Here is a 20,983-nt window from a genome sequence, read left to right on the forward strand (position 1 = left end):
GAAAGAGATAAATAAAACATCTTGGAACCATTTTAATCCTATTACAATTGGTATAACTGTAAATATTGAAAGTGGTCAGAAGAGCTTTATTATCCGACTTCGCAGGGCTAAATGGTAGCTAATCTGCTAAATCTTAACTAAAGCAACTTTAGAATAGTTTCTGCAGAAAGGATATAATGTTAGGCTTTACTTTTATATTTGCCGGAGTAAAGTACCAAAACAAAGTTTAACTTAACCTAAATAAATCTATGGCGCTCAAAACCTTAGTAGCTGTTAATAACATTTCTAATTTAAGTGATGCCCGGTATTGTGCCGGCATGGGCGTAGACATTATTAGCTTTTGTTTAAGCGAAGGGCAACCCAGTTACACGTCGCCTGCGGCCGTGAAGGAAATGGCGGGCTGGGTAGCCGGAGTAAAAATTACCGGGCAGTTTGTAAACGAATCTACCGAAGAAATTAACCAATTGGTAAGTGAGTGCGGTCTGCAACTGGTGCAGTTAAATGCTGATTATTTACTCGACGAGTTAACAGAAATTTCGGTGCCGGTAATTTTACGGGTTAAAATTAACAAAGACACTGATGCCACCGAGTTAACCGATTTTTTAAAGTTATACCAGCAGAACGTCCATTATTTTTTACTTTCATCCGATGACTTTACATCTATCGACGAAACTAATAATAAATTCCTGACCAGCTTATCCGAACAATTTCCTCTTTTATTAGGTTTTGGCATACATAAAGCAAATTTACTTCTAATTTTGGAAAATATTAAGCCAGCGGGTATTGCCCTGCAAGGCGGCGAGGAAATTAAACCGGGACTAAAAAATTACGATGAGTTAGAAGAAATATTTGAGGCGTTGGAAGATTAATCAATTTTTTTTTAGACAAATTGTAGCCAAACCCAACCAGTAAAACCACTTACCTATTTTAACGGATTGGTATACTGCAAATATTTAATAGTTAAGCCTTCGGCTAGGAAACGCTTCTCGTAATTGGTTTGAATATTTAGTGTATGATGCTGCAAATCAGAACTGTAGAGATCGTGGGTATAAATTAAATCTGGTGTTTGCCGAACTTTGAGCAATTCTAATGTATATTCAAATAAATCGTCGTTATCGGTTTTGAAATGAATGATACCACCGGGTTTAACTAAACTTTCGTACAGATTTAAATAACGCGTTGAAGTAAGCCTTTTTTTAACATCGCCTTTTTTAGGCCGGGGATCCGGGAAGGTGATCCAAATTTCGCTAATTTCACCTTCCGCAAAATTTTCGGACAGGTGTTCGATAAAATTACGCAGGAACGCCGCATTGGATAATCCGCTTTCTTCGGCAATGGTGCTCCCCTTCCAAAGCCTGGAACCTTTAATATCTACGCCAATAAAGTTTTTGTTCGGAAACAAAGTGGCCATACCAATCGTGTAATCGCCTTTACCGCATCCAATTTCTACTATCAGGTCGTGCTCGTTGCCAAAATATTCCTTTGCCCATTTGCCTTTTAAATGGGTAAAAGCTTCGTCGCCGGCCTGAATAACGTTACTCCGCTCCGAAATTATTTTAAATCGTTCTAACTTAGATCGTCCCATTATTTTAAAGATTCGTTAGCTCAGCCACCACAAAGGTGCTACCGCCAATAAAAATTATATCGTTGTTATTTGCTTCAGCCTGTGCTGCCGCATAAGCTGCATTTACATTAGGGTAAATATTGCCGTATAAACCCACTTGGGCAGCTATTTGAGCTAGTTCTGAAGCTGGTAAAGCCCGCGGAATATCGGCCTGACAAAAATAATATTTATAATGCGGCGGCAGTAAAGCCAAAACCGGTTTTACATCTTTATCTTTTACCATCCCGAACACCAGGTGTACAACGGGAGCACCGTACCGCTCCAGTTGCTTTACTATTTGCCGGATGCCATCTTCGTTGTGCCCGGTATCACAAATAGTTAAGGGTTGGGTGTTTAAAATTTGCCAGCGCCCTTTAAATCCGGTTAAAGCGTTTACTTCCTTTAAACCCAGGTGCAACGCTTCTGCGGAAATCTTAAACCCTTTTTGCTGCAAAATTTCCGTTACTTTAATTACACCGGGTAAATTAAATTTTTGATAATCTCCCGCTAAGCCTAGTTCATACTGAACAGATTCAGGAGCATTCGTTTTATTAACCGCCACTATCTGGCAATCTATGCGGGATGCTACCGGTTGCACGGTTATTTCCTGATCGGCAAAAAATAACGGGGCCTGCTTTACGGCAGCTTTTTCCCTAAATACAGCGGCCACTTCCGGCTGAAATTTACTAATCACCACCGGAACCTCGGGTTTAATAATACCGGCTTTTTCAGCCGCAATACTGGGGAGGTCGTTGCCCAAAAGATTCTGGTGATCGAGGCTAATATTCGTGATTAAAGAAACCAGGGGCGTAATAATGTTGGTAGAATCTAACCGGCCACCCAACCCTACTTCAATCACAGCAATATCTACCTGGCTATCGGCAAAATATTTAAACGCCAGAGCCACCGTCATTTCAAAGAAAGAGGGCTGTACTTCTTTAAATAATGGCTGATATTGGGTTACAAAATCTACGATATAATCTTCCGGAATATCTATTCCGTTTATTTTAATGCGCTCGGTAAAAGATTTTAAATGCGGCGACGTGTAGAGCCCGGTTTTGTAACCCGCTGCCTGCAGAATAGCAGCCAACATATTGCTACTACTGCCTTTGCCATTGGTACCGGCAATGTGAATGGCAGGAAAACGTAGGTGCGGATTACCCACTGCCCCGACCAAAGCCACCGTTTTATCTAAGCCTTTGTTAAATGCACTGCTCCCTACCCGCTGAAACATGGGCAGTTGGCTATACATATATTCAAGACATTCAGGGTAAGTCAAAGGAAGAAATAAGATTTATTAACTTAGCGGGAGCGAATAATAAAAGTAATGGTACCGGTAGCGCCCCGATCGTTGGGCGTTTGGGCACTGGTCCGGCTAAAGGAGGTTTTATACACTTCGTCGCGGTACCATTTAACTACCTGCGGCGACACGTTGCTTTCTACTACCTGTACAGATTCAATTTCGCCGTCGGCATCAATGGTAATCCGAAAAACGACTTTACCACTTTCATTTTCGTAAGGGTCGTCTTTGGGTTTGATATCGTAACGCCAGCCCGGCATATTCAGGCTGGGGCCACCGGCACCACCACCAGGTTTGCCATAGAGGCTTTTAGCATCAACTTTACCTTTAGGGTCGCCTTTATCGCCCACGGCATTGTTGTCGTCGCCGTTGTTATTACCAGTGGCCTTGTTGCTGGTACCAGCCGTGCCGGTACCAGCATTATCAGTAACAGTTTTGCCGGGGTACAATGACTTTGGTTTTTCTACCGCTTTTACTTCTTCTTTAGGCGGCTCCGGTTTTGCTTTTACTTCTTCTTTTTTAAAAGATACCGGGTTGTCATTATCGGTGGTAAGAGCTTGTTGGGGCTCAGCTTTTACCGCAGTTTTCTGGGGCTGCACTTCAGGTTTAACTGGTTCGGGTGCTTTGGCTGCCGGCCGGCTATCTTCCCGGTTTGGCGACTCGTTGGCAACGGCTGTAGTTTGTACATCGCCGCTACCTACAGCTTCGGTACCAAAGTTCATTTCAATACCAAACTCCGGCGTAGGCGGATTAGGTGCGCGCCAAGCCATTATATAAAATAACAGCAATAACAGCAACGCATGAAAAATCACGCTGATTGCCATTGCTATTCTTTTATCTTTTTGTTCTTGTGCGTGAGCCTGTGTGCCTACCATATTTATTCTGTTGGCAATGTAGCCAAAGTAACTTTAGCTTTTAATTTAGTAGCAATGCCCGCTACCTTTACTAAATGTTCTACCGGTACGGTTTTGTCTACGTGTAATACAACAACGCCTTCGTTGGGAGTAGTTCCCGACAATAAACTTACCAGCTCCGGTTCTATGTTTTCGTAGCTGGTAGGCTTATCGTTTACAAAATATTTTAAATCCGGCGTTATGGTTACGCTTATTTTTTGCATAACGATGGTAGAGGCCGCGCTGGACGGCAAACTCACCGGTAAACCCGAAGGTGTAACAAAATTAGAAGTCAGCATGAAAAATATCAACAACAGAAATATAATATCTGTCATCGACGACATACTGAATTCCGGGTTAACTTTATTCTTTGAGCGAAAATTCATTTTCTATAATTGGGGCTCCTGTAACAAATCCATAAATTCAATGGCACTGTATTCCATAGCGTGCACAATTTTATCTATTTTAGATACGAGGTAGTTATAACCCACATAAGCCGGTAAACCGATAATTAAGCCGGTGGCAGTAGTTACCATTGCTTCATAAATACCACTGGAAAGCAACTTAGGGCTAACCGAGCCCTCAGCCTGGGCTATAGCAATGAATGCCTGAATCATACCGGTAACGGTTCCTAAGAAACCCAGCATAGGGGCAGCACCCGCTACGGTAGCCAAAGCCGATAAATTTTTCTCGAGATAACTTACTTCTATTTTACCCACGTTTTCGATAGCTGCCTCAATATCTTTCAGGGGATTTCCAATGCGGGAAATACCTTTTTGTAACATGCGTGATACCGGGCTATTGGTTTGAGCACATAATAACTTAGCCCCGTTAATGTCGCCGGCTAATACCATATTTTTAATCCTATCTACGAAACTGAGCGAACTGGCCGATTCGGCTTTTTTAAGAGACAAGAATCGCTCTACAAAAATATAAATGGCAAAAAGCGATAAAATTAAAAGCGGAATCATCGCCCAGCCACCACTCATGGCCAGATCTAACAAAGAAACCGATTCGGGTACACCGGCCGTTCCTGCTTCGGCAGTAGTGGTGGTGTCGGTTGGGGTAGTCGTAAATTGAAGCAGCAGATTTAAAAGCATATTAATAATTTAGAATCCAAATATTTTTTCCGTATTTACTTTTAAGTTGGGGCAAATAAGCAAGCGCTTCTTCTTTGTTACCGAAATCGGCAATAGAAACCCGGTAAAGTTTACTACCGGCAAATGGTAAAATAACTTTACCCTGTGCACCGTGCCGGTTAGCTACCTTGCGACTGTATTGGGCATTTTGCAAAGTAGAATACCCTCCGGCAATTACATAATACCGTTCGGTTTTGGTTTTAATGGTAGTAGCAATTTTACTGCCAACTGTTTCGGTAGGTACTACCGTTTTGGCTGTTATTTCATTTTTATTAGTTGCTATTGTTGCGGTATTAGCTGCAGGTGTTGCGGTAACCGAAGAAGTATTTTCTTTAACCACAGCGTTACTGGCCGGTGCAGGTACATTCCCAGTTAAAGTTGCTTCTGTAGGAGTTGCATTATCTGTAAAGCCTGGTTCTGTTGTTTTAACCTCTATTGCCGGCGTAGGTGCTGCCACCGGCGCTTCGAAATCCTGTTCGGTGCTGGCCGAAAAATCTTCGGTATAAAAACCTTCGTCTTCTTTGGGCTGGTTGTTATTTACAGCCTGGTTAAAAAAGGTAAACGGATTGAGTGAACTCTGGCTGTAATCGTTTTGTAAAGAAAGTACGTATAGCGCGGTAGCACTTAAACCCGCAATGGCCATTACCGCTACCGAGTCGTATACCCGCCGTAACCGCCGGCTCCAGGCTTTTTGCGGAGTAGCGGCCGGTACCGGTGTATTCTTTTCTTTTATAAAAGTACGTAAGCTTTCGGTTACATCCGGTGCCGGTACCGGACGAGAAATGATTTCGGGCAATCCAAAGCTATGATTCGAAAAATTTTCGACCGGCAGGTACTCGAATTGTAATTTTTGCTCCTGGTTGTACCGGAAAAGGCCGATACCTTTCATTTCGTACTGCTGGTTTGCCTGCAAAGCTTCCTGCATTTTTTGTACGTAGCGGGTTACCTGCGCCTGCGCTTCCTCGGCCGGCAATTTATTATCGTAGGCCAATGTGCTGATGAGCAGCCCATCGTTAAGCTTTAATTTTTCGTTAAAGGCTATCCGCTTCGACGGAGGAGAAAAAGTATGTTTTACCGGATGCACCCGCGCTGACGCATAATGCGTTATTAAACCGCCAAAATCCGGAATAATGACACAATCGTGGTCAAACAATAACTTATGAATTTGCTCCTCTACCATCATTGTTTTTAAATTTAAAAAATATAGGACGCTCCAAACAGCAACTGAATTCCTTTGTTGGGATAGTTTACAAACCGTTGGTATTGGTTACCCAGCAGATTGTTTCCCATTACAAATGTTGAAAATTTATTTGAGAATCTATAATCTACTTTCAAATTAAAGTCTACAATATTGTCGGTTTCCTTTAAAACCAGGTAATCCAGCCCCTCGGCATTGCGGCGGGTAACCTGCCCAAAGGTACTGCTGATGTAATATAAATCGGTGTGAAAGAATATTTTATCGGCGTAGTTGTAGCTACCAAAAATATTGGTTTGGAAATTAGGCCGGTGAAAAGGTTTTACCAACAAGTCGGTGGTATAACCATTGTATTCGGTTTTAAAACCTAAGCGCACCTTTTCTGAATAATTGTAAGTAAGCTCGCCCAGAATATTAATTACTTTGGTGGTGCCGTTATCGTACTGAATATCGAATTTGGTAGAATCGGTAGCACTGTTGTTAAAGAAATATAAGTTGCGGAAACTCTGGTAAGCCGCTTTACCGGTAAAACTGAAGTTTTTACCTACGTTACCGGTTATACCACCATAAAAATCCAGAATTTTATTTACATCGGCTACAGCCACATTCTGGTTTAAATACGGGTTCTCCTGGGTTAAATCATACAGGGTGGTCCGCTGCAGATCGCCTTCTACGCCACCAAAAATCTGAAGCTGGTCATCTACAATTTCGTAACCTAAACGTACCGAAGGGTAAAAGTTGAAGTTACGCGCGTTGTTTACATCGTCGTTGGTATAGGCTATTACAGCTCCCAAAGATAATTTTACCAAATCCGAAACACTCTCGTAAGAAGGGCGCAGGCGTAGGTAACTGCGGCTAATATTTTCGGCATCGCGGTAACCCACAAAAGAAGCCTGGGCATCTACGTTAAATTTAGCGGCATCATCTATTTTATAACCTATGCCAATATTGGTGGTAATATTTGATTCTTTCGCATCGAAACGGTTATTAAAATATTTAATACCAATACCCGCCTGGTACTCTAAATCGCTTTTGGCCAGTTTGTTGTTAAAGTAAATACCGGCTCCAACCCGGTTAAAGGTTTGCTTAATGGTATCTACATCTACTTTCTCAATAGCAGGCGAATAGCCATAAAAATTGTAACGGTCGTGCCCGTAAAACAAATTTCCCCCTATCGTTACATCGCGGGTGTAAGACTCTCCGGATAAATCTATGGAGGAATTGCTCACGCTGGAATTTTTGCCATCTACCGGCCCCCGGGTAGATGCTACGTGGCTTACATCTACCCCGTAGGCATATTGATTATCGCGTTTGTTATGAAAATATCCTTTTAAGTACGCGGTGTTGTAATTACCCAAAGCGGCTTTCAGGTAATTGCCGTACAGGGGCGGCAAATCATCTTGCTTTATGGTAAGCACCCGCATGGGCATATTTAAGCTCAGGTCGGTTAATTTATAATCGGCAAAGCGGTAAGTTACCTGCCGGGGCTTTTTTTCGGGCGGATTAATCCGGAATTTTTCGTAGTTCCGAACGGCTTCGGGTAGTTCATTTACCCGGTTTTTTTCCACTACAATTTCGGCATCTTCTAATTTATTGTTTTCGCCCCAACCGGTTTGCTGCGCAGTAGCCGGCAAGGCATAGCTTAAACCAATGCCGCAAAAAGTTATTAAGGTAATTTTTCTGAAATTAAATTTATTCATCATAATGCTAGCGCTTAGCTAATTTTTTAGGCCCGATTAATTGGTGGTATTTGCCGGTGTTGGCGTTACTACCGGTGCTTTTAAGGTTTCCAATTTCGCTTTGGCCTCGTCTACTAACTCTTTAATGGTGGCATTTTCAATAATGGAGTTAAGTGTAGCTTCGGCCTGGAAATTTTCCTTCTGGGCAATGTACACATCGGCAATTAACAAGAACGATTTTACCAGCCAATAATCGTAATTAGCGAAAGCCGTTCCTACTTTTTGCCCGGCCTCTAATGCTTCTTTATATTTGTTTTGCTTGTAATAAATTTCAGCAATAGAATATTGGGCCTCAGCGCCATTCACATCAGTAGCCGAAGTAGCCGTTGAGGTAAATTCTTTTAATGCTTCATCCAGGTTATTTTGCGCGTATGACGCTTTTCCTTTGTGTAACAGAGCCGAGTTGTATGCATTTAAAGAAGCATTCCCCATTGCAATTAATTCGTCGGCCACACGGCGGGTATTCTGATAATCGTTCGTTAAGAAGTAGCTGCGCATCATACCCATAAGGGCATTGGCCTGCTCTTTTTTATTAGCCGATACCTCTCGCAAACGACCATAAACTTTAATGGCCTCAGCGTAATTCTGGTTATCAAATTCCAGATCGGCGGTACGTTGCAGCGCCCGGTTTAAATATTCAGAGCGGTTTTCAGTAACTACCTGCCGGAACTGGGCAAGCGCTGCTTCCCGGTTGTTAGATTTTAAGTAGGCATCGGCCAGGAAATAACGGGCATCGCCGGCAAAAGCGCTATTCGGGTACGTTTTGATGTAGTTATCGAGCTTGGTAATGGCCTGTGCGTATTTTTCGTTAAAATACAATGATTTAGCTGCTTCAAACTCAATACTTTCTATGGCATCGCTCTGCGGATTGGCCGCTTTAAATCGCGCCAGATAAGGCTCAATGGCTTCGCTTTGGTTATTGGCACTTAAAGTTTCCTGTAAACTAAGCAAGGCGCTAGAAGCTGCTTTAGACGATGGATATTCGTCGAGCACCCGTTTAAAATCGGCAATAGCTTCGTTAGGTTTTTTTAGGTTGTTGTACGCCAAGCCTCTTTTTTGCAAAGCAAAAGGCACAAGCCGGCTGGAATTGCGGTTCTGAATTAAATCGGTAAAGCCCGAAATAGCCGTAGCATAACTGCCGGCTTCAAAGTCGAGTAACGCTTTCTGGTAAACGCCTTCATCGGCATACTGCGATTTTGGGAATTTAGCCAATAAACTGCGTAAGCTTTCGGCGGCTTCGGCCCGCTTACCCGTAAGACCATAAATAACGCCTTTCTGAAAATAAGCATAATCCTGATCTATAGCGTTTTGGGCAATGGCTTTGTCGTAATAATTTAAAGCCTGCGGATAATCTTTGGCAATATAATAGCAGTCGGCGAGCCGGATTAAGGCATCGTTTACATTCGGGTTGGTGGCTTTTACGGCATCGTCGGAAATAAATGCTCTAAAATGCGTTAAAGCTTTGTCGTACTGTTTGCTGTTGTAATATGCGTAGCCAATGCCGTAGCGGGTTTTCAGGTAATAATCGGTTTTATTCGCGTTCGTAGTCCGGAAAACCGCGCCATAGCTATTAATGGCATCGTTGTAACGTTGGGCAATCGAAAAAGCTTCGCCTTTCAGGAAATAACTCGCCGCTTTTATTTCGTTGTCGTACGGATGTTGCAACGACTTATCGAGCAATGTTACGGCATCCTGAAAGCGGCTATCGTTGTAAAAATTGATGGCCTGGTAGTAAGTAACCCGCTGGTACGTTTGGTTAATGCGTTCGCTCCGGTTACTCAGGGCCTCAATGTGCCGGATTGCCTCACTGTAATTATTTGAGTTCAGGTAAGATTCGCTTAATATATCATCGGCTTCGGAAGCAAATTTAGATTTGGGGAATTTTTTGTTAAACTCCGCCATGGCATTAATTACTTCGCTAAAGTTACCCGTTTCGTAGTTCAGCTGGGCATATTTCAGGTAGGCCGCTTCGGTTACCTGTTTGTCAAACTCCTGCCGGCGCGCCTGGTCGAAAGCGGTTAAGGCAAATTGTTTGTTATCTTCTTTTAAATAACTAAGACCCAAATGAAAAGCAGCGTTCTGACCAACGGCATCTTTCTGGCTGGCTACATTTTTGAGGTTATTAACGGCGCTTTTATAATCGCCTACTTTGTAATCGGTAAAACCAATTTTGTACTGCAGGGTTTTATCTAAAGTGCGTTTGCCTTTGGCGTATTCTTTAAAATATTTATTCGCGTTTTTATAATCGTTCTGCTGAAAATAAGCATCTCCGACCAAAGCCCTGATTTCGTCGGCATTTTGGGGCAAAGGTTTATTATTTAATGATTTTTCGCCGTAAGCAATTACCTCTTTCATATTACCTTCTTTGTAAATGATTTCGGTAAGCATGTAAGGCACAATGGGGCGATAGGCCTCGTTCTTTTCGGCTACTTGTAAGTCTTTTTTAGCGCCAGCATAATCGCCGTCGCGGTAAGCTAGGTAACCCGCATAATAATTAGAGGCATACACGTAATCATGCTCTCCGGTTTTATTCCGGTCGAACAAGGGCTTGGCCTTTTTAAAATCTTTTTTGGTAAAGTACGAATACGCTAACTTAAACTCGGCTTCTTTGGCTTGTTTATTATCCAGGCGGTTGGTGGGTACTTTCTCTAAATATTCTACCGCTTTGTCGTAATTCTTTTTGTTAAAGTAAAATATACCCAGTTCGTAATAAGCCAGCGAAGCTTTGGGGTGCGTGGGGTGCGTATTGGCGAAATCCAGAATTAAATTTTCGGCATCGTTGTGCAGCAGGTATAAACCACTTACCGCGTAATAATATTGGGCATCGGCCGTGCGGGTATCATCATGGTTGGCTTTTACGTAACGGGCAAAAGCCTGCTGCGCTGCCCGGTACTGCTGCCGATCGAACAACTCGAGCCCTTCCTGGAAAAAACGTTCTTTAGAAGTATAGGCCTGGGTGTGCTGGGCTTCGGCAAAATGAGCACCTCCCACCAACGCCGAGGTGATGATTAACTTATGGAATTTATTCATACCAATATTTAAAACCTGTTTTGATCAGGTTGTCTGAGCTTTCAAAAATAATAAAAAAACGGACGGGGTAAGTAGTTTTATCCGGAAATTACAAAAGACTTACGCAGTTATAGCCAAAGCTACAACCAGCATTTGATTTTTGGGGTGCGCTTTAATAACGCCGGCCCCTAAATTTTTATTGAGTTATACCGCCAAAACTTCTTCGGGCACCGGATGCAATATTTTAAATATTAATTCCCTTAAAATATCTCCGTCCGACTGGTTACCGCCCGTAATACCTTTGGCTTGTAAATCGGCGTGCCGGATAAAACCTATAACTTGCACCGTACGGGCATAATTATATATGCGCATAGCCTGAACATACTCTTTTACCAGAAAACTGCGGTTACCTAAACTCTTGCTAATGGCCGCTTCGGATTTATCGGGCGCCGCGTGCAAACACAATAATTTGGCAAAGAAGCTAAACAGCAGCGTTATACTGGGTATTAAAGGATTGTTTTTGGGGTTTGCCTCAAAATAATTAACAATGCGGTTAGCTTTAAGCACATCCTGGTTAATAAGCGCTGTTTGCAGTTCAAAAATGTTGTAATCTTTGCTAATGCCTACATTCTCCTGCACCAAATGCTCGGTAATGGTTTGTCCTTCTTTCAGGTTTAGAGCCAGCTTGTCTATTTCATTGGCTAAGCGCGAAATATCGGCGCCAATGTATTCGCTTAAAAGTAATACAGCTTTAGGGTTTATCTGCAAACCTTTGTTTTTCAGGTAGCTGTTTATCCAGCCGGGCACCTGGTTATCGTAAAGTTTTTTGGTAGTAAGCAGTACGGCGTGCTTGTTTACCGTTTTGGCAAAAGCTTTGCGGCCATCGAGAACCTTGTGCTTGTAGCAAAAAACCAATACCGTAGAAGGCAACGGGTTCTGGAAATAAGCTTCTAACTGCTTTATACCAGCTTCTTTGTCAATATCAGCGGTAGCCTGGGCTTCTTTTACAATTACCACCTGGCGTTCGGCCATCATGGGGTAGCGCTTGGCTTGCAGCAAAATAGTGGCTACATCTACATCTTTGCCGTACAAAACTACCTGGTTAAAACCTTTTTCGCTTTCCGAAAGCACATTGGCTTCAATATAATCGGCAATTAAATCAATATAATACGGCTCTTCGCCCTGCAAAAAGTAGATGGGCGCGTATTGCTTGTTCTTTAATTTAACTAAAATTTCATCGGCAGTCATAAAACAAAAATACGGCAGCTTACCCGAAGGTACAAGTAAAGAATTTTTCCGGGCCCGGATATTTCAGCAATTATGTGAATCCGGAAGCCCGCAGCAATTCTACAGGCAATAATTATTCCAAGCCTGAATATTTGTAATATCTTTGCGCAAATTTAAAATTATAGCAAAACAGCCTCTAAGGGCTGTCTCATAAATTAAGTATGAACCTGATAAGTGAATTAAAATGGCGCGGCATGCTGCACGATTTCATGCCTGGCACCGAAGAACAACTGGCTAAAGAAATGACCACCGGATATATTGGTTTCGATCCAACTGCCGCTTCTTTACACATCGGGAATTTGGCTACCATTATGTTGTTGGTGCACTTGCAGCGGGCCGGCCATAAACCTGTTGCCCTGGTAGGCGGCGCCACTGGTATGATCGGCGACCCTTCCGGTAAATCGGCCGAGCGGAATTTATTATCGGAAGAAGTTTTACAAGCCAACCAGGCTGGTATTCACAAGCAGCTTACCAAGTTTTTGGATTTTGATTGCGGTGCCAACTCGGCCGAAATGGTTAATAATTACGACTGGTTTAAAGAGTTTAGCTTCCTGGGCTTTTTGCGCGAAGTAGGCAAACACATTACCGTTAACTACATGATGAGCAAAGATTCGGTGAAAAAACGGATTAATGCCGACGAAGAAGGCGACCGGGCCGAAGGTCTCTCCTACACCGAATTTGCTTATCAGTTAATTCAGGGTTATGATTTTTATCATTTATATAAGAACAAAAACGTACGCCTGCAAATGGGTGCCTCTGACCAATGGGGCAATATTACCACGGGTACTGAGTTAATCCGGCGCATAGACGGCGGCAAAGCTTTTGCTTTGGTAGGTAAATTGGTTACAAAATCAGATGGTACCAAGTTTGGCAAATCCGAAGGCGGTAATGTTTGGCTCGACCCGGCTTTAACGTCGCCTTACCAGTTTTACCAGTTCTGGCTGAACCTGGCCGACGAGGAGGCTAAAAAGCTGATTAAAGTGTATACCCTTTTGCCGCAGGAAGAAATTGAAGCTTTAATAGTTCAGCACGACGAAGCACCGCATTTACGGACCTTGCAAAAAGCATTAGCCAAAGACGTAACTACCCGGGTACACTCGGCCGAAGATTACCTGGCCGCGGTAGAAGCCTCCGAAATATTATTTGGCAAAGGCGATATTAGTGCACTTAAAAAATTATCGGAAGAGATGCTGCTGGCCGTTTTTGAAGGGGTGCCACTCGTAAACATAAATAGAGCAGATTATGCCGACGCCGCTACCGTAACGGATTTACTCGCTGATGCGTCACAAAACCAGATTTTTGAATCGAAAGGCGAGGCCAAACGCATGATTCAGAACGGCGGTGTAAGCATTAACCGGCAAAAGGTTTCGTTAAGCGATGCTGGACAGGCCTACGAGCTATTGCACAACAAATACCTGGTGGTACAAAAAGGAAAGAAAAATTATTACTTGGTACAAGTAGGCTAATAAAAAAACCTCTCTGGCTGTTTAAAAGCAACCAGAGAGGTTTCTAAAGAAAGGGTAACTTATTTAGTTACGCCATAGGAAAAAGTTCACTGAAAACTACTTCGCTTTGTCGCCTTCGGCGCCATTGGCGTTTTTCATGTCCTGAACTTCTTTGCGGAGTTCTTGGGCTAAGTTTTTCAGATCCTGCATACCTTTACGCACCCGGGTGCCCGCTGCAGAATTACCTTTCTCATAGAACTTCTCGAAATCAGCCTCAAGTGACATTACTAAATCTCGAACTTTACTAAACTTGTTCATTAGGTTTGTTTTATGTGTGGAACATGTATTTGATCGCTCTAATATAGTAAAAATCTAATTGGGAGCAAAAAAAACGCTTTTTTTTAGCGATTTTAATTACAAAACAGGTACCGCCGTTGCTTTAGAGTACAATCCTTGGTCTAATTTCTGGGATATACTCTCAAAAGCAGTAATTGTTTCCTCAACATCGGCCAAAGAATGGGCTGCCGTAGGAATTAAACGAAGCATGATTACATCCTTAGGAACTACCGGATAAACCACTATGGAACAGAAAATATTATAGTTTTCGCGTAAATCGAGGGTGAGAGCGGTAGCATCCGGAATCTGGCCTTTTAAGATTACCGGCGTTACGCAAGATTGGGTAGTACCAATATTAAAGCCGCGGCTACGTAAACCGTTTTGCAGGGCATAAGTAATTTCCCACAATTTATCTTTTAGCTGGGGCTGGGTACGCAACAACTCCAAACGCTTAAGGGCGCCAATAACCAAAGGCATGGGCAAAGACTTGGCAAATATTTGCGACCGCATGTTGTAGCGCAAATATTCAATCACCTGCTCCGGTCCGGCTACAAAAGCCCCAATGCTGGCCATTGATTTGGCAAACGTAGAGAAGTAAACATCAATGCCATCCTGTACGCCAAAGTGCTCGCCGGTACCGGCACCGGTTTTACCCTGTGTACCAAAACCGTGGGCATCATCAATAAACAACCGGAAATCGTATTTTTCTTTTAAAGCAATAATTTCAGGCAAATTACCCAGGTTACCCGACATACCAAACACACCTTCGGTTATAACCAAAATAGCGCCTCCTGTTTCCGCAACCATTTTACTGGCGCGTTGCAGTTGCTTCTCCAGGTTATCCATGTTGTTGTGGGTATAAACAAAGCGTTTACCCTGGTGCAACCGTACACCATCTATAATACAGGCATGCGATTCGGCATCGTATACAATCACGTCGTGGCGATCTACCAACGCATCTATTATAGAAATAACGCCTTGGTAGCCAAAATTTAAAAGTAAAGCATCTTCTTTCTGCACAAAGGCAGCCAGTTCTGATTCTAGTAATTCGTGCTGGGTAGAGTTCCCCGACATAATACGGGCGCCCATGGGCGTAGCCATACCCCACTGGGCGGCGGCTTCAGCATCTATTTTACGAACTTCAGGGTGATTTGCCAAACCCAGATAATTATTCAAGCTCCAGGTTAAAACCGGTTTACCTCTAAAATTCATCCGGGGCTGAATTTCTCCTTCGAGTTTGGGGAAAGTAAAATAACCGTGGGCGTAATGTGAATGACTTCCTAAGGGGCCGCGGTTGGCCAATAATTTTTGAAATAAATCCACTATCTTTCTTATTAAATGAAGAAATTAAATAAAGTTAATACTTTAAAGGAAAGTACAGCTCCATTTTTATCGCGACAAATTTAAGGAATATCTGCTCATATCCAATCTAAACTGCCGGGCAATTATACTAATTTGTAGTAGCCGTGGTTTTTAGTTTCGCCGGAAAAGTGTTTCTTTGGCAGCAAAAATATTTTGGAAGCAGGCATGAAAAGCATAAATAAAATATTGGTGGCTAACCGGGGCGAAATTGCTTTACGGGTAATGCGTTCAGCGAAAGAAATGGGCATTAAAACGGTGGCCATTTACAGCGATGCCGACCGGAATGCCCGCCACGTACAATATGCCGACGAAGCGGTCTGGGTGGGTGGGTCTAAATCGGCGGACTCTTACCTGAAAATAGATGCCATTCTGGCTGCCTGTAAAAAATTAAAAGTAGATGCGGTGCATCCGAGCTACGGCTTTTTATCAGAAAACGCCGAGTTTGCTAGCGCGGTAGCGGCCGCCGGAATAATTTTTATCGGTCCCCGGCCAGATTCTATTAGTCTGATGGGGAGTAAGCTGGCCGCAAAAGCGGCAGTAGCCCAATACCATATACCCATGGTACCAGGTACCGAAACCGCCATTACCGACGTAGCCGAAGCACAAAAAATTGCGGCAGAAGTTGGTTTCCCTATTTTGATTAAAGCCAGTGCCGGGGGCGGCGGCAAGGGGATGCGCATTGTTAACGATGCCGACTCATTTACCGAAAGTATGCAATTAGCCGTTAACGAAGCACTTTCGGCATTTGGCGATGGCTCTGTTTTTATTGAGAAATATATTGGTTCGCCGCGCCACATCGAAATACAGGTACTCGGCGACGAACATGGCCACCTGGTACACCTGTTTGAGCGTGAATGCTCTATTCAGCGGCGCCATCAGAAAGTAATTGAAGAAGCGCCATCGGCGGTACTTACCCCGGCCTTAAGAGACGAAATGGGTAAATGCGCCGTTAAAGTTGCCCAGGCTTGTAATTACGTAGGGGCCGGCACAGTAGAATTTTTACTCGACGAAAACCATAACTTCTATTTCCTGGAAATGAATACCCGGTTACAGGTAGAGCACCCGGTTACCGAATTTATTACCGGCTTAGATTTAGTAAAAGAGCAAATAAAAATTGCCCAGGGCCAGCCTTTATCTTTCGGGCAGGAAGATTTAAAAATTAACGGCCACGCCATAGAGCTCCGGGTTTATGCCGAAGATCCGCAAAATAATTTTTTACCGGATATTGGCACCCTAACCACTTACAAAACGCCGCAAGGTCCGGGCGTGCGGGTAGACGATGCTTTTAGCGAAGGAATGGCTATTCCTATCTTTTACGATCCCATGATCGCCAAATTGATTACGTACGGACAGGATAGGTCCGAAGCAATTGCCCGCATGGTCCGGGCCATAGAAGAGTACGAAATTACCGGTATTCAGAATACTTTGGCCTTCGGGAAATTTGTAATGACACACGAGGCTTTCCGCTCTGGCAACTTCGACACCAAATTTATTCAGAATTATTTTGAACCAACCCTTTTAGCCCCTGCTCCTGCCGACGATGAAATGCAATTAGCCGGCGTATTGGCTGCATTTATTTACAGCCAGTCATCTGCTAATGTAGCAACCAGTACAACCGAAACCGGACCGGTTACTTCTAACTGGCGCAAAAACAGAACGCTGTTTTAGCTTTAAATTAAATCAAAAAGGTTGCGTACGCCAATATTGCGCTCTTTGGTAAACCCTTCGCCAAAGGTAACACCAATGGAGTGCCCCATTTCCCGGGCGCGGGCTTCAACAAAATTCAGAAAATCCGGCCCTGATATATACGTATTGGGGCTGGTATTTTCGGGATCAAAAAACTGCGATTTAAAGGCTTTAATAGTTTTTACCTTTTGCTCCCAAAAGTCGGTTATATCTACCACCAAATCGGGCTTAATAAAGCGGTCTTGTATATAATGGTAAACAACTTTCGGTCGCCAGGCTTCCTGTTCCTGCCCAGCGGCATCGTAAGTTTTTATCTGTTTTAAACCGGCTAAAAAACAAGCATCCGAAGCCAAAGCCGATCCGCGGCCGTGGTCCGGGTGCCGATCATGAATGGCATTCATTAAAACAATTTCGGGCCGGAATTGCCGCACGACCTTTACAAGCTCTAACTGATGTTCCCGATCGTTCATGAAAAAACCATCAGCTAAATTTAAGTTTACCCGCGCATGCAGCCCTAATAGCTGCGAAGCCACAGCCGATTCCTGGGCTCTGATTTCAGGTGTACCCCGGGTGCCTAGTTCGCCTTGGGTTAAATCAGCTACACCAACTTTTTTACCGGCTTGGATATGGGCCAGAATGGTACCAGAACAGCCTAATTCTACATCATCGGGGTGAGAGGCAAAGGCCAGAATATCAAGTTTCATTTTAATTATTTAATTCGGATGCTGCGGCCAGGCCGCAAAGTTGTTCGGGCAGAAATGCCATTTAACCGGGTTAATTGACTTACACTTACCCCGTAGCGTTTAGCAATGCCGCTGAGCGTATCGCCGCTGCGAATTTTATGCGAAACGACCGACCGGGTACGCACTTTTTTGGCCTGGTTGTAATAATTAAACAACGATGCAGTTACAGTAAATTGCTCCGACATTAAAGCATAATCGGGAAAATCGTATAACCGCTCCGGATCCAGGGGATTGCCTTGATAGCGTACTTCAAAATGCAAATGCGAGCCGGTACTGCGGCCGGTGTTACCGCCCCAGCCAATTAACTCGCCGGCTTTCACGTACTGACCTACTTGCACCAAACCTTGTTTTAAATGGCCATACAGGGTTTCTAAACCATTATAATGTCTTACTACCAGGTAATTACCATAACCGCCGCCATCGTATTTAGAAATACGTACTACGCCATCAAAAGCAGCGCGTACAGAATCGCCGGTTTCTAAATCCAAATCAGTACCGTAATGCCAGCGATATCCCCTAAATCCAAAATCAGAGGTTATAGGAGTAGTAATCAGGGGCATTTTGCTGAACCGCTTATTTTGAGCATCTACTAATTTTAAAGGAATTTCCTCTTTAATATTGCGGCCATCCATTTGGTAAGGATTTATATTGCGGGTATCCCAAATGGCATAATAACCGGCCACTTTTATCCAGGTACTGTCTACTAACACTTGCTCCGACATTTCTACAATACTTTGCTGCCCCAAATCTAAGGTAGAGGTATCTTCGCTTACAATAGACAGCTTTTTGGCCGGGTTAAAAGGAACTGATTTATTCGCGTCAGATTTACTGTCCGGAAATTCTTCGTACTTCAGTAAAATGGTGGTATCGGGCCGGACGTATTTTATTTCGGGCGATTTTACCTTGAAAAAATCTTTTGATTTAGAATTATTTTTGTTGCTGCCTTTTTTTTGGGCATACCCCGTTAAGGTGCCCAGCAGCAAAAATAAGAGGATAAATAAATATTTTAATTTTGTTTTACTCAATAACATCAGACTTTAAATTTAGCAGCGCCCCGGCCTTATTTAAAAGGCCGGGTTTATGGGTAATTAACCCTTTGCAGCTATTTTTATTGCTTAAAGTTTCGTTAAACCGCTTATCTGCGGCAATTGGTTAGTGTATTTCTTTGGCGGCTAAGTAGCGTTCGGCGTCCAGAGCGGCCATGCAGCCCGTGCCGGCGGCCGTTACAGCTTGCCGGTACACAAAATCCTGCACATCGCCGCAGGCAAATATTCCATCAATATTGGTTTGAGAAGTACCCGGTATGGTGCGTAAATAACCATTTTCGTCGTGGTTAATGTACTCTCTGAATATTTTAGAATTTGGTTCGTGGCCAATAGCCACAAAAAAGCCGGTTACCGGAATTTGCTGCGCGGTTTGGGTCTCCAGATTTTTAACCCTTACTCCCTCCACAGCGTGCTCGCCCAGAATTTCTTCTGTAACAGAGTTCCACAATATTTCTATTTTAGGATTGTTTTTAACCCGGTTTTGCATAATCTGCGACGCGCGCATTTCACTACGGCGCACAATCATGTAAACTTTAGAACATAAGTTAGACAGGTAGGTAGCTTCTTCGCAGGCGGTATCGCCGGCCCCCACAATGGCTACTTCTTGGTTGCGGTAAAAGAAGCCATCGCAAACGGCACAAGCCGAAACACCGTTGCCGTTCAGGCGAGCCTCCGATTCAATGCCTAACCACTTGGCCGAGGCCCCGGTGGCAATAATAACGGTATGTGCTTCTAAGGTAATATTATCATCGATGGTTACTTTATGGGGCTGACCGGAAAAATCGACGGCCGTGGCAATACCATACCGGATATCGGTACCAAACCGGAGTGCCTGGGCTTTAAAGTCTTCCATCATCTGAGGACCGTTTATGCCATTGGCGTAACCCGGATAATTTTCTACATCATTGGTTATGGTTAGTTGCCCGCCGGGTTGTAAGCCCTGGTACATTACCGGCTGCAGACCGGCCCGGGCCGCATAAATGGCAGCCGTATAGCCAGCAGGTCCGGAACCTATAATCAGACATTTAATGACTTGGGAATCCATGAGAATTAAGGTGTTTTTTTGTGGGTGCAATATTACAAAATATTCGGCAGCTTATTTACCTGCTTTTCTTTTTGCCAGTAGCCCCTCTTTCAGAAAAATAAATATACTAAACGGGCTAAGAATAATAGCCCAATAAAAAAGCCTTAACGGAAGGTTAAGGCTTTTAATTTTATTTTTGATAATTAGCCTAAATAAGGTTTTAAGGCTTTACTGCGGGATGTATGACGTAACCGGCGGATCGCTTTTTCTTTTATTTGCCGTACCCGTTCGCGGGTCAGGTTAAATTTCTCTCCAATTTCTTCGAGGGTTAAAGAATGCTCCCCGTTTAATCCAAAGTATAAGGTTATAACATCGGCTTCGCGTTTGGTCAAAGTTGATAAGGCCCGTTGTACTTCTTTACGTAATGAATCATTCATCAGGCCAGTATCCGGCGATTCTTCATCTTCATTTTCCAGTACATCTAATAACCGGTTTTCTTCGCCTTGTACAAAGGGGGCATCTACCGATACGTGACGACCAGAAATTTTAAGTGTATCTACTACTTCTGAAGTAGTTAATTCCAGCACTTCGGCAATTTCTTCAGGCGATGGTTCGCGCTCAAATTTTTGCTCCAGTTCAGAGAACGATTTTGAGATTTTATTTAAAGAACCTACCCGGTTTAAAGGTAAACGCACAATCCGCGACTGCTCGGCCAAAGCCTGCAAAATAGATTGGCGAATCCACCATACGGCATAAGATATAAATTTAAAACCACGGGTTTCATCAAAACGTTTAGCCGCTTTAATTAAGCCTAAGTTGCCTTCGTTAATTAAATCGCCTAAAGATAAACCTTGGTTCTGATATTGTTTGGCTACCGATACCACAAAGCGTAAGTTGGCTTTGGTTAATTTTTCCAACGCAAACTGGTCTCCTTCTTTAATGCGTTGGGCTAATGTAACTTCTTCGTCGGGAGTAAGCAAATCAACCTTGCCAATCTCTTGCAAATATTTATCCAGCGACTGGCTTTCCCGGTTGGTAATTTGTTTACTTATTTTAAGCTGTCTCATTTAGCGTATCTTTGAAATAATTCTATATTAATCTTTTACTTTCAGTTAGTTACCTATAAAGCTTTGTATTTAAACCGGACCAAACCAGGCAGAAGAAAAGTCTCTTCTG

General features: G+C 43.3%; 18 protein-coding genes. 3 read left to right on the plus strand and 15 right to left on the minus strand.

Annotation, left to right across the window (positions count from 1 at the left end):
- The first annotated feature begins 248 nt into the window (after positions 1-248).
- On the plus strand, positions 249-869 hold the full coding sequence (gene trpF / locus ACO1R6_RS06760; RefSeq protein WP_486263294.1) for a phosphoribosylanthranilate isomerase: 621 nt from the start codon (positions 249-251) through the stop codon (positions 867-869).
- A 53-nt stretch (positions 870-922) separates the two neighbouring features.
- Here trpF and trmB read toward each other — a convergent pair whose 3' ends face one another.
- The 9 genes from trmB to holA all read right to left on the minus strand — a co-directional run bounded on the left by trmB (position 923) and on the right by holA (position 12,126).
- Positions 923-1,585, minus strand: a complete 663-nt coding sequence (gene trmB, locus ACO1R6_RS06765) for a tRNA (guanosine(46)-N7)-methyltransferase TrmB (RefSeq protein WP_486263295.1) — start codon at positions 1,583-1,585, stop codon at positions 923-925.
- A gap of 4 nt (positions 1,586-1,589) precedes the next feature.
- On the minus strand, positions 1,590-2,855 hold the full coding sequence (locus tag ACO1R6_RS06770; protein WP_486263297.1) for a bifunctional folylpolyglutamate synthase/dihydrofolate synthase: 1,266 nt from the start codon (positions 2,853-2,855) through the stop codon (positions 1,590-1,592).
- 50 nt (positions 2,856-2,905) lie between these two features.
- Positions 2,906-3,778, minus strand: a complete 873-nt coding sequence (locus ACO1R6_RS06775; RefSeq protein WP_486263299.1) for an energy transducer TonB — start codon at positions 3,776-3,778, stop codon at positions 2,906-2,908.
- A gap of 2 nt (positions 3,779-3,780) precedes the next feature.
- On the minus strand, positions 3,781-4,182 hold the full coding sequence (locus ACO1R6_RS06780) for an ExbD/TolR family protein (RefSeq protein ID WP_486263301.1): 402 nt from the start codon (positions 4,180-4,182) through the stop codon (positions 3,781-3,783).
- A 3-nt stretch (positions 4,183-4,185) separates the two neighbouring features.
- The gene (locus ACO1R6_RS06785; protein ID WP_486263303.1) at positions 4,186-4,896 is read right to left on the minus strand and encodes a MotA/TolQ/ExbB proton channel family protein; all 711 of its coding nucleotides are present in this window, start codon (positions 4,894-4,896) and stop codon (positions 4,186-4,188) included.
- A gap of 1 nt (position 4,897) precedes the next feature.
- A complete protein-coding gene (locus ACO1R6_RS06790) occupies positions 4,898-6,118 on the minus strand; it encodes an HU domain-containing protein (protein WP_486263305.1) in 1,221 nt (406 codons plus the stop codon).
- Between the two features lie 11 nt (positions 6,119-6,129).
- Positions 6,130-7,833, minus strand: coding sequence for a TonB-dependent receptor (locus tag ACO1R6_RS06795; protein WP_486263307.1), 1,704 nt, complete (start codon positions 7,831-7,833; stop codon positions 6,130-6,132).
- A gap of 33 nt (positions 7,834-7,866) precedes the next feature.
- Entirely contained in the window at positions 7,867-10,899 is a 3,033-nt protein-coding gene (locus ACO1R6_RS06800) for a tetratricopeptide repeat protein (protein ID WP_486263309.1), read from the minus strand.
- Positions 10,900-11,082: 183 nt separating this feature from the next.
- Positions 11,083-12,126 (minus strand): DNA polymerase III subunit delta, encoded by a 1,044-nt coding sequence (gene holA, locus ACO1R6_RS06805; RefSeq protein WP_486263312.1) that lies wholly within the window; start codon positions 12,124-12,126, stop codon positions 11,083-11,085.
- A gap of 200 nt (positions 12,127-12,326) precedes the next feature.
- Here holA and tyrS point away from each other — a divergent pair, with 200 nt between their 5' ends.
- Positions 12,327-13,631: a tyrosine--tRNA ligase gene (gene tyrS, locus ACO1R6_RS06810; protein ID WP_486263314.1), complete on the plus strand. Its 1,305-nt coding sequence runs from the start codon at positions 12,327-12,329 to the stop codon at positions 13,629-13,631.
- Positions 13,632-13,727: 96 nt separating this feature from the next.
- Here the strand turns inward: tyrS and ACO1R6_RS06815 are convergent, their stop codons facing one another.
- The gene (locus ACO1R6_RS06815) at positions 13,728-13,928 is read right to left on the minus strand and encodes a histone H1 (protein ID WP_486263316.1); all 201 of its coding nucleotides are present in this window, start codon (positions 13,926-13,928) and stop codon (positions 13,728-13,730) included.
- Positions 13,929-14,024: 96 nt separating this feature from the next.
- Complete coding sequence (locus ACO1R6_RS06820) at positions 14,025-15,269, minus strand: aminotransferase class I/II-fold pyridoxal phosphate-dependent enzyme (protein ID WP_486263318.1); 1,245 nt, start codon at positions 15,267-15,269, stop codon at positions 14,025-14,027.
- Positions 15,270-15,473: 204 nt separating this feature from the next.
- Between ACO1R6_RS06820 and accC the strand changes: the two genes are divergently transcribed.
- The gene (accC, locus tag ACO1R6_RS06825; RefSeq protein ID WP_486263320.1) at positions 15,474-16,976 is read left to right on the plus strand and encodes an acetyl-CoA carboxylase biotin carboxylase subunit; all 1,503 of its coding nucleotides are present in this window, start codon (positions 15,474-15,476) and stop codon (positions 16,974-16,976) included.
- Between the two features lie 2 nt (positions 16,977-16,978).
- On the opposite strand, the gene bshB1 is transcribed toward accC, so the two are convergent.
- The 4 genes from bshB1 to ACO1R6_RS06845 all read right to left on the minus strand — a co-directional run bounded on the left by bshB1 (position 16,979) and on the right by ACO1R6_RS06845 (position 20,874).
- The gene (bshB1, locus tag ACO1R6_RS06830; protein WP_486263322.1) at positions 16,979-17,698 is read right to left on the minus strand and encodes a bacillithiol biosynthesis deacetylase BshB1; all 720 of its coding nucleotides are present in this window, start codon (positions 17,696-17,698) and stop codon (positions 16,979-16,981) included.
- Between the two features lie 5 nt (positions 17,699-17,703).
- The gene (locus ACO1R6_RS06835) at positions 17,704-18,768 is read right to left on the minus strand and encodes a peptidoglycan DD-metalloendopeptidase family protein (protein ID WP_486263324.1); all 1,065 of its coding nucleotides are present in this window, start codon (positions 18,766-18,768) and stop codon (positions 17,704-17,706) included.
- Positions 18,769-18,889: 121 nt separating this feature from the next.
- A complete protein-coding gene (trxB, locus tag ACO1R6_RS06840) occupies positions 18,890-19,828 on the minus strand; it encodes a thioredoxin-disulfide reductase (RefSeq protein WP_486263326.1) in 939 nt (312 codons plus the stop codon).
- Between the two features lie 182 nt (positions 19,829-20,010).
- Positions 20,011-20,874 (minus strand): sigma-70 family RNA polymerase sigma factor, encoded by an 864-nt coding sequence (locus tag ACO1R6_RS06845; RefSeq protein ID WP_026464485.1) that lies wholly within the window; start codon positions 20,872-20,874, stop codon positions 20,011-20,013.
- Positions 20,875-20,983 lie beyond the last annotated feature (109 nt).

It is taken from the genome of Adhaeribacter sp., from assembly GCF_057359045.1.

Excerpts from the sequence above, each read along its gene's own strand:
- trpF (WP_486263294.1), top strand. The coding sequence starts at position 249 with ATGGCGCTCAAAACCTTAGTAGCTGTTAATAACATTTCTAATTTAAGT.
- trmB (WP_486263295.1), bottom strand. The coding sequence starts at position 1,585 with ATGGGACGATCTAAGTTAGAACGATTTAAAATAATTTCGGAGCGGAGT.
- ACO1R6_RS06770 (WP_486263297.1), bottom strand. The coding sequence starts at position 2,855 with ATGTATAGCCAACTGCCCATGTTTCAGCGGGTAGGGAGCAGTGCATTT.
- ACO1R6_RS06775 (WP_486263299.1), bottom strand. The coding sequence starts at position 3,778 with ATGGTAGGCACACAGGCTCACGCACAAGAACAAAAAGATAAAAGAATA.
- ACO1R6_RS06780 (WP_486263301.1), bottom strand. The coding sequence starts at position 4,182 with ATGAATTTTCGCTCAAAGAATAAAGTTAACCCGGAATTCAGTATGTCG.
- ACO1R6_RS06785 (WP_486263303.1), bottom strand. The coding sequence starts at position 4,896 with ATGCTTTTAAATCTGCTGCTTCAATTTACGACTACCCCAACCGACACC.
- ACO1R6_RS06790 (WP_486263305.1), bottom strand. The coding sequence starts at position 6,118 with ATGATGGTAGAGGAGCAAATTCATAAGTTATTGTTTGACCACGATTGT.
- ACO1R6_RS06795 (WP_486263307.1), bottom strand. The coding sequence starts at position 7,833 with ATGATGAATAAATTTAATTTCAGAAAAATTACCTTAATAACTTTTTGC.
- ACO1R6_RS06800 (WP_486263309.1), bottom strand. The coding sequence starts at position 10,899 with ATGAATAAATTCCATAAGTTAATCATCACCTCGGCGTTGGTGGGAGGT.
- holA (WP_486263312.1), bottom strand. The coding sequence starts at position 12,126 with ATGACTGCCGATGAAATTTTAGTTAAATTAAAGAACAAGCAATACGCG.
- tyrS (WP_486263314.1), top strand. The coding sequence starts at position 12,327 with ATGAACCTGATAAGTGAATTAAAATGGCGCGGCATGCTGCACGATTTC.
- ACO1R6_RS06815 (WP_486263316.1), bottom strand. The coding sequence starts at position 13,928 with ATGAACAAGTTTAGTAAAGTTCGAGATTTAGTAATGTCACTTGAGGCT.
- accC (WP_486263320.1), top strand. The coding sequence starts at position 15,474 with ATGAAAAGCATAAATAAAATATTGGTGGCTAACCGGGGCGAAATTGCT.
- bshB1 (WP_486263322.1), bottom strand. The coding sequence starts at position 17,698 with ATGAAACTTGATATTCTGGCCTTTGCCTCTCACCCCGATGATGTAGAA.
- ACO1R6_RS06835 (WP_486263324.1), bottom strand. The coding sequence starts at position 18,768 with ATGTTATTGAGTAAAACAAAATTAAAATATTTATTTATCCTCTTATTT.
- trxB (WP_486263326.1), bottom strand. The coding sequence starts at position 19,828 with ATGGATTCCCAAGTCATTAAATGTCTGATTATAGGTTCCGGACCTGCT.
- ACO1R6_RS06845 (WP_026464485.1), bottom strand. The coding sequence starts at position 20,874 with ATGAGACAGCTTAAAATAAGTAAACAAATTACCAACCGGGAAAGCCAG.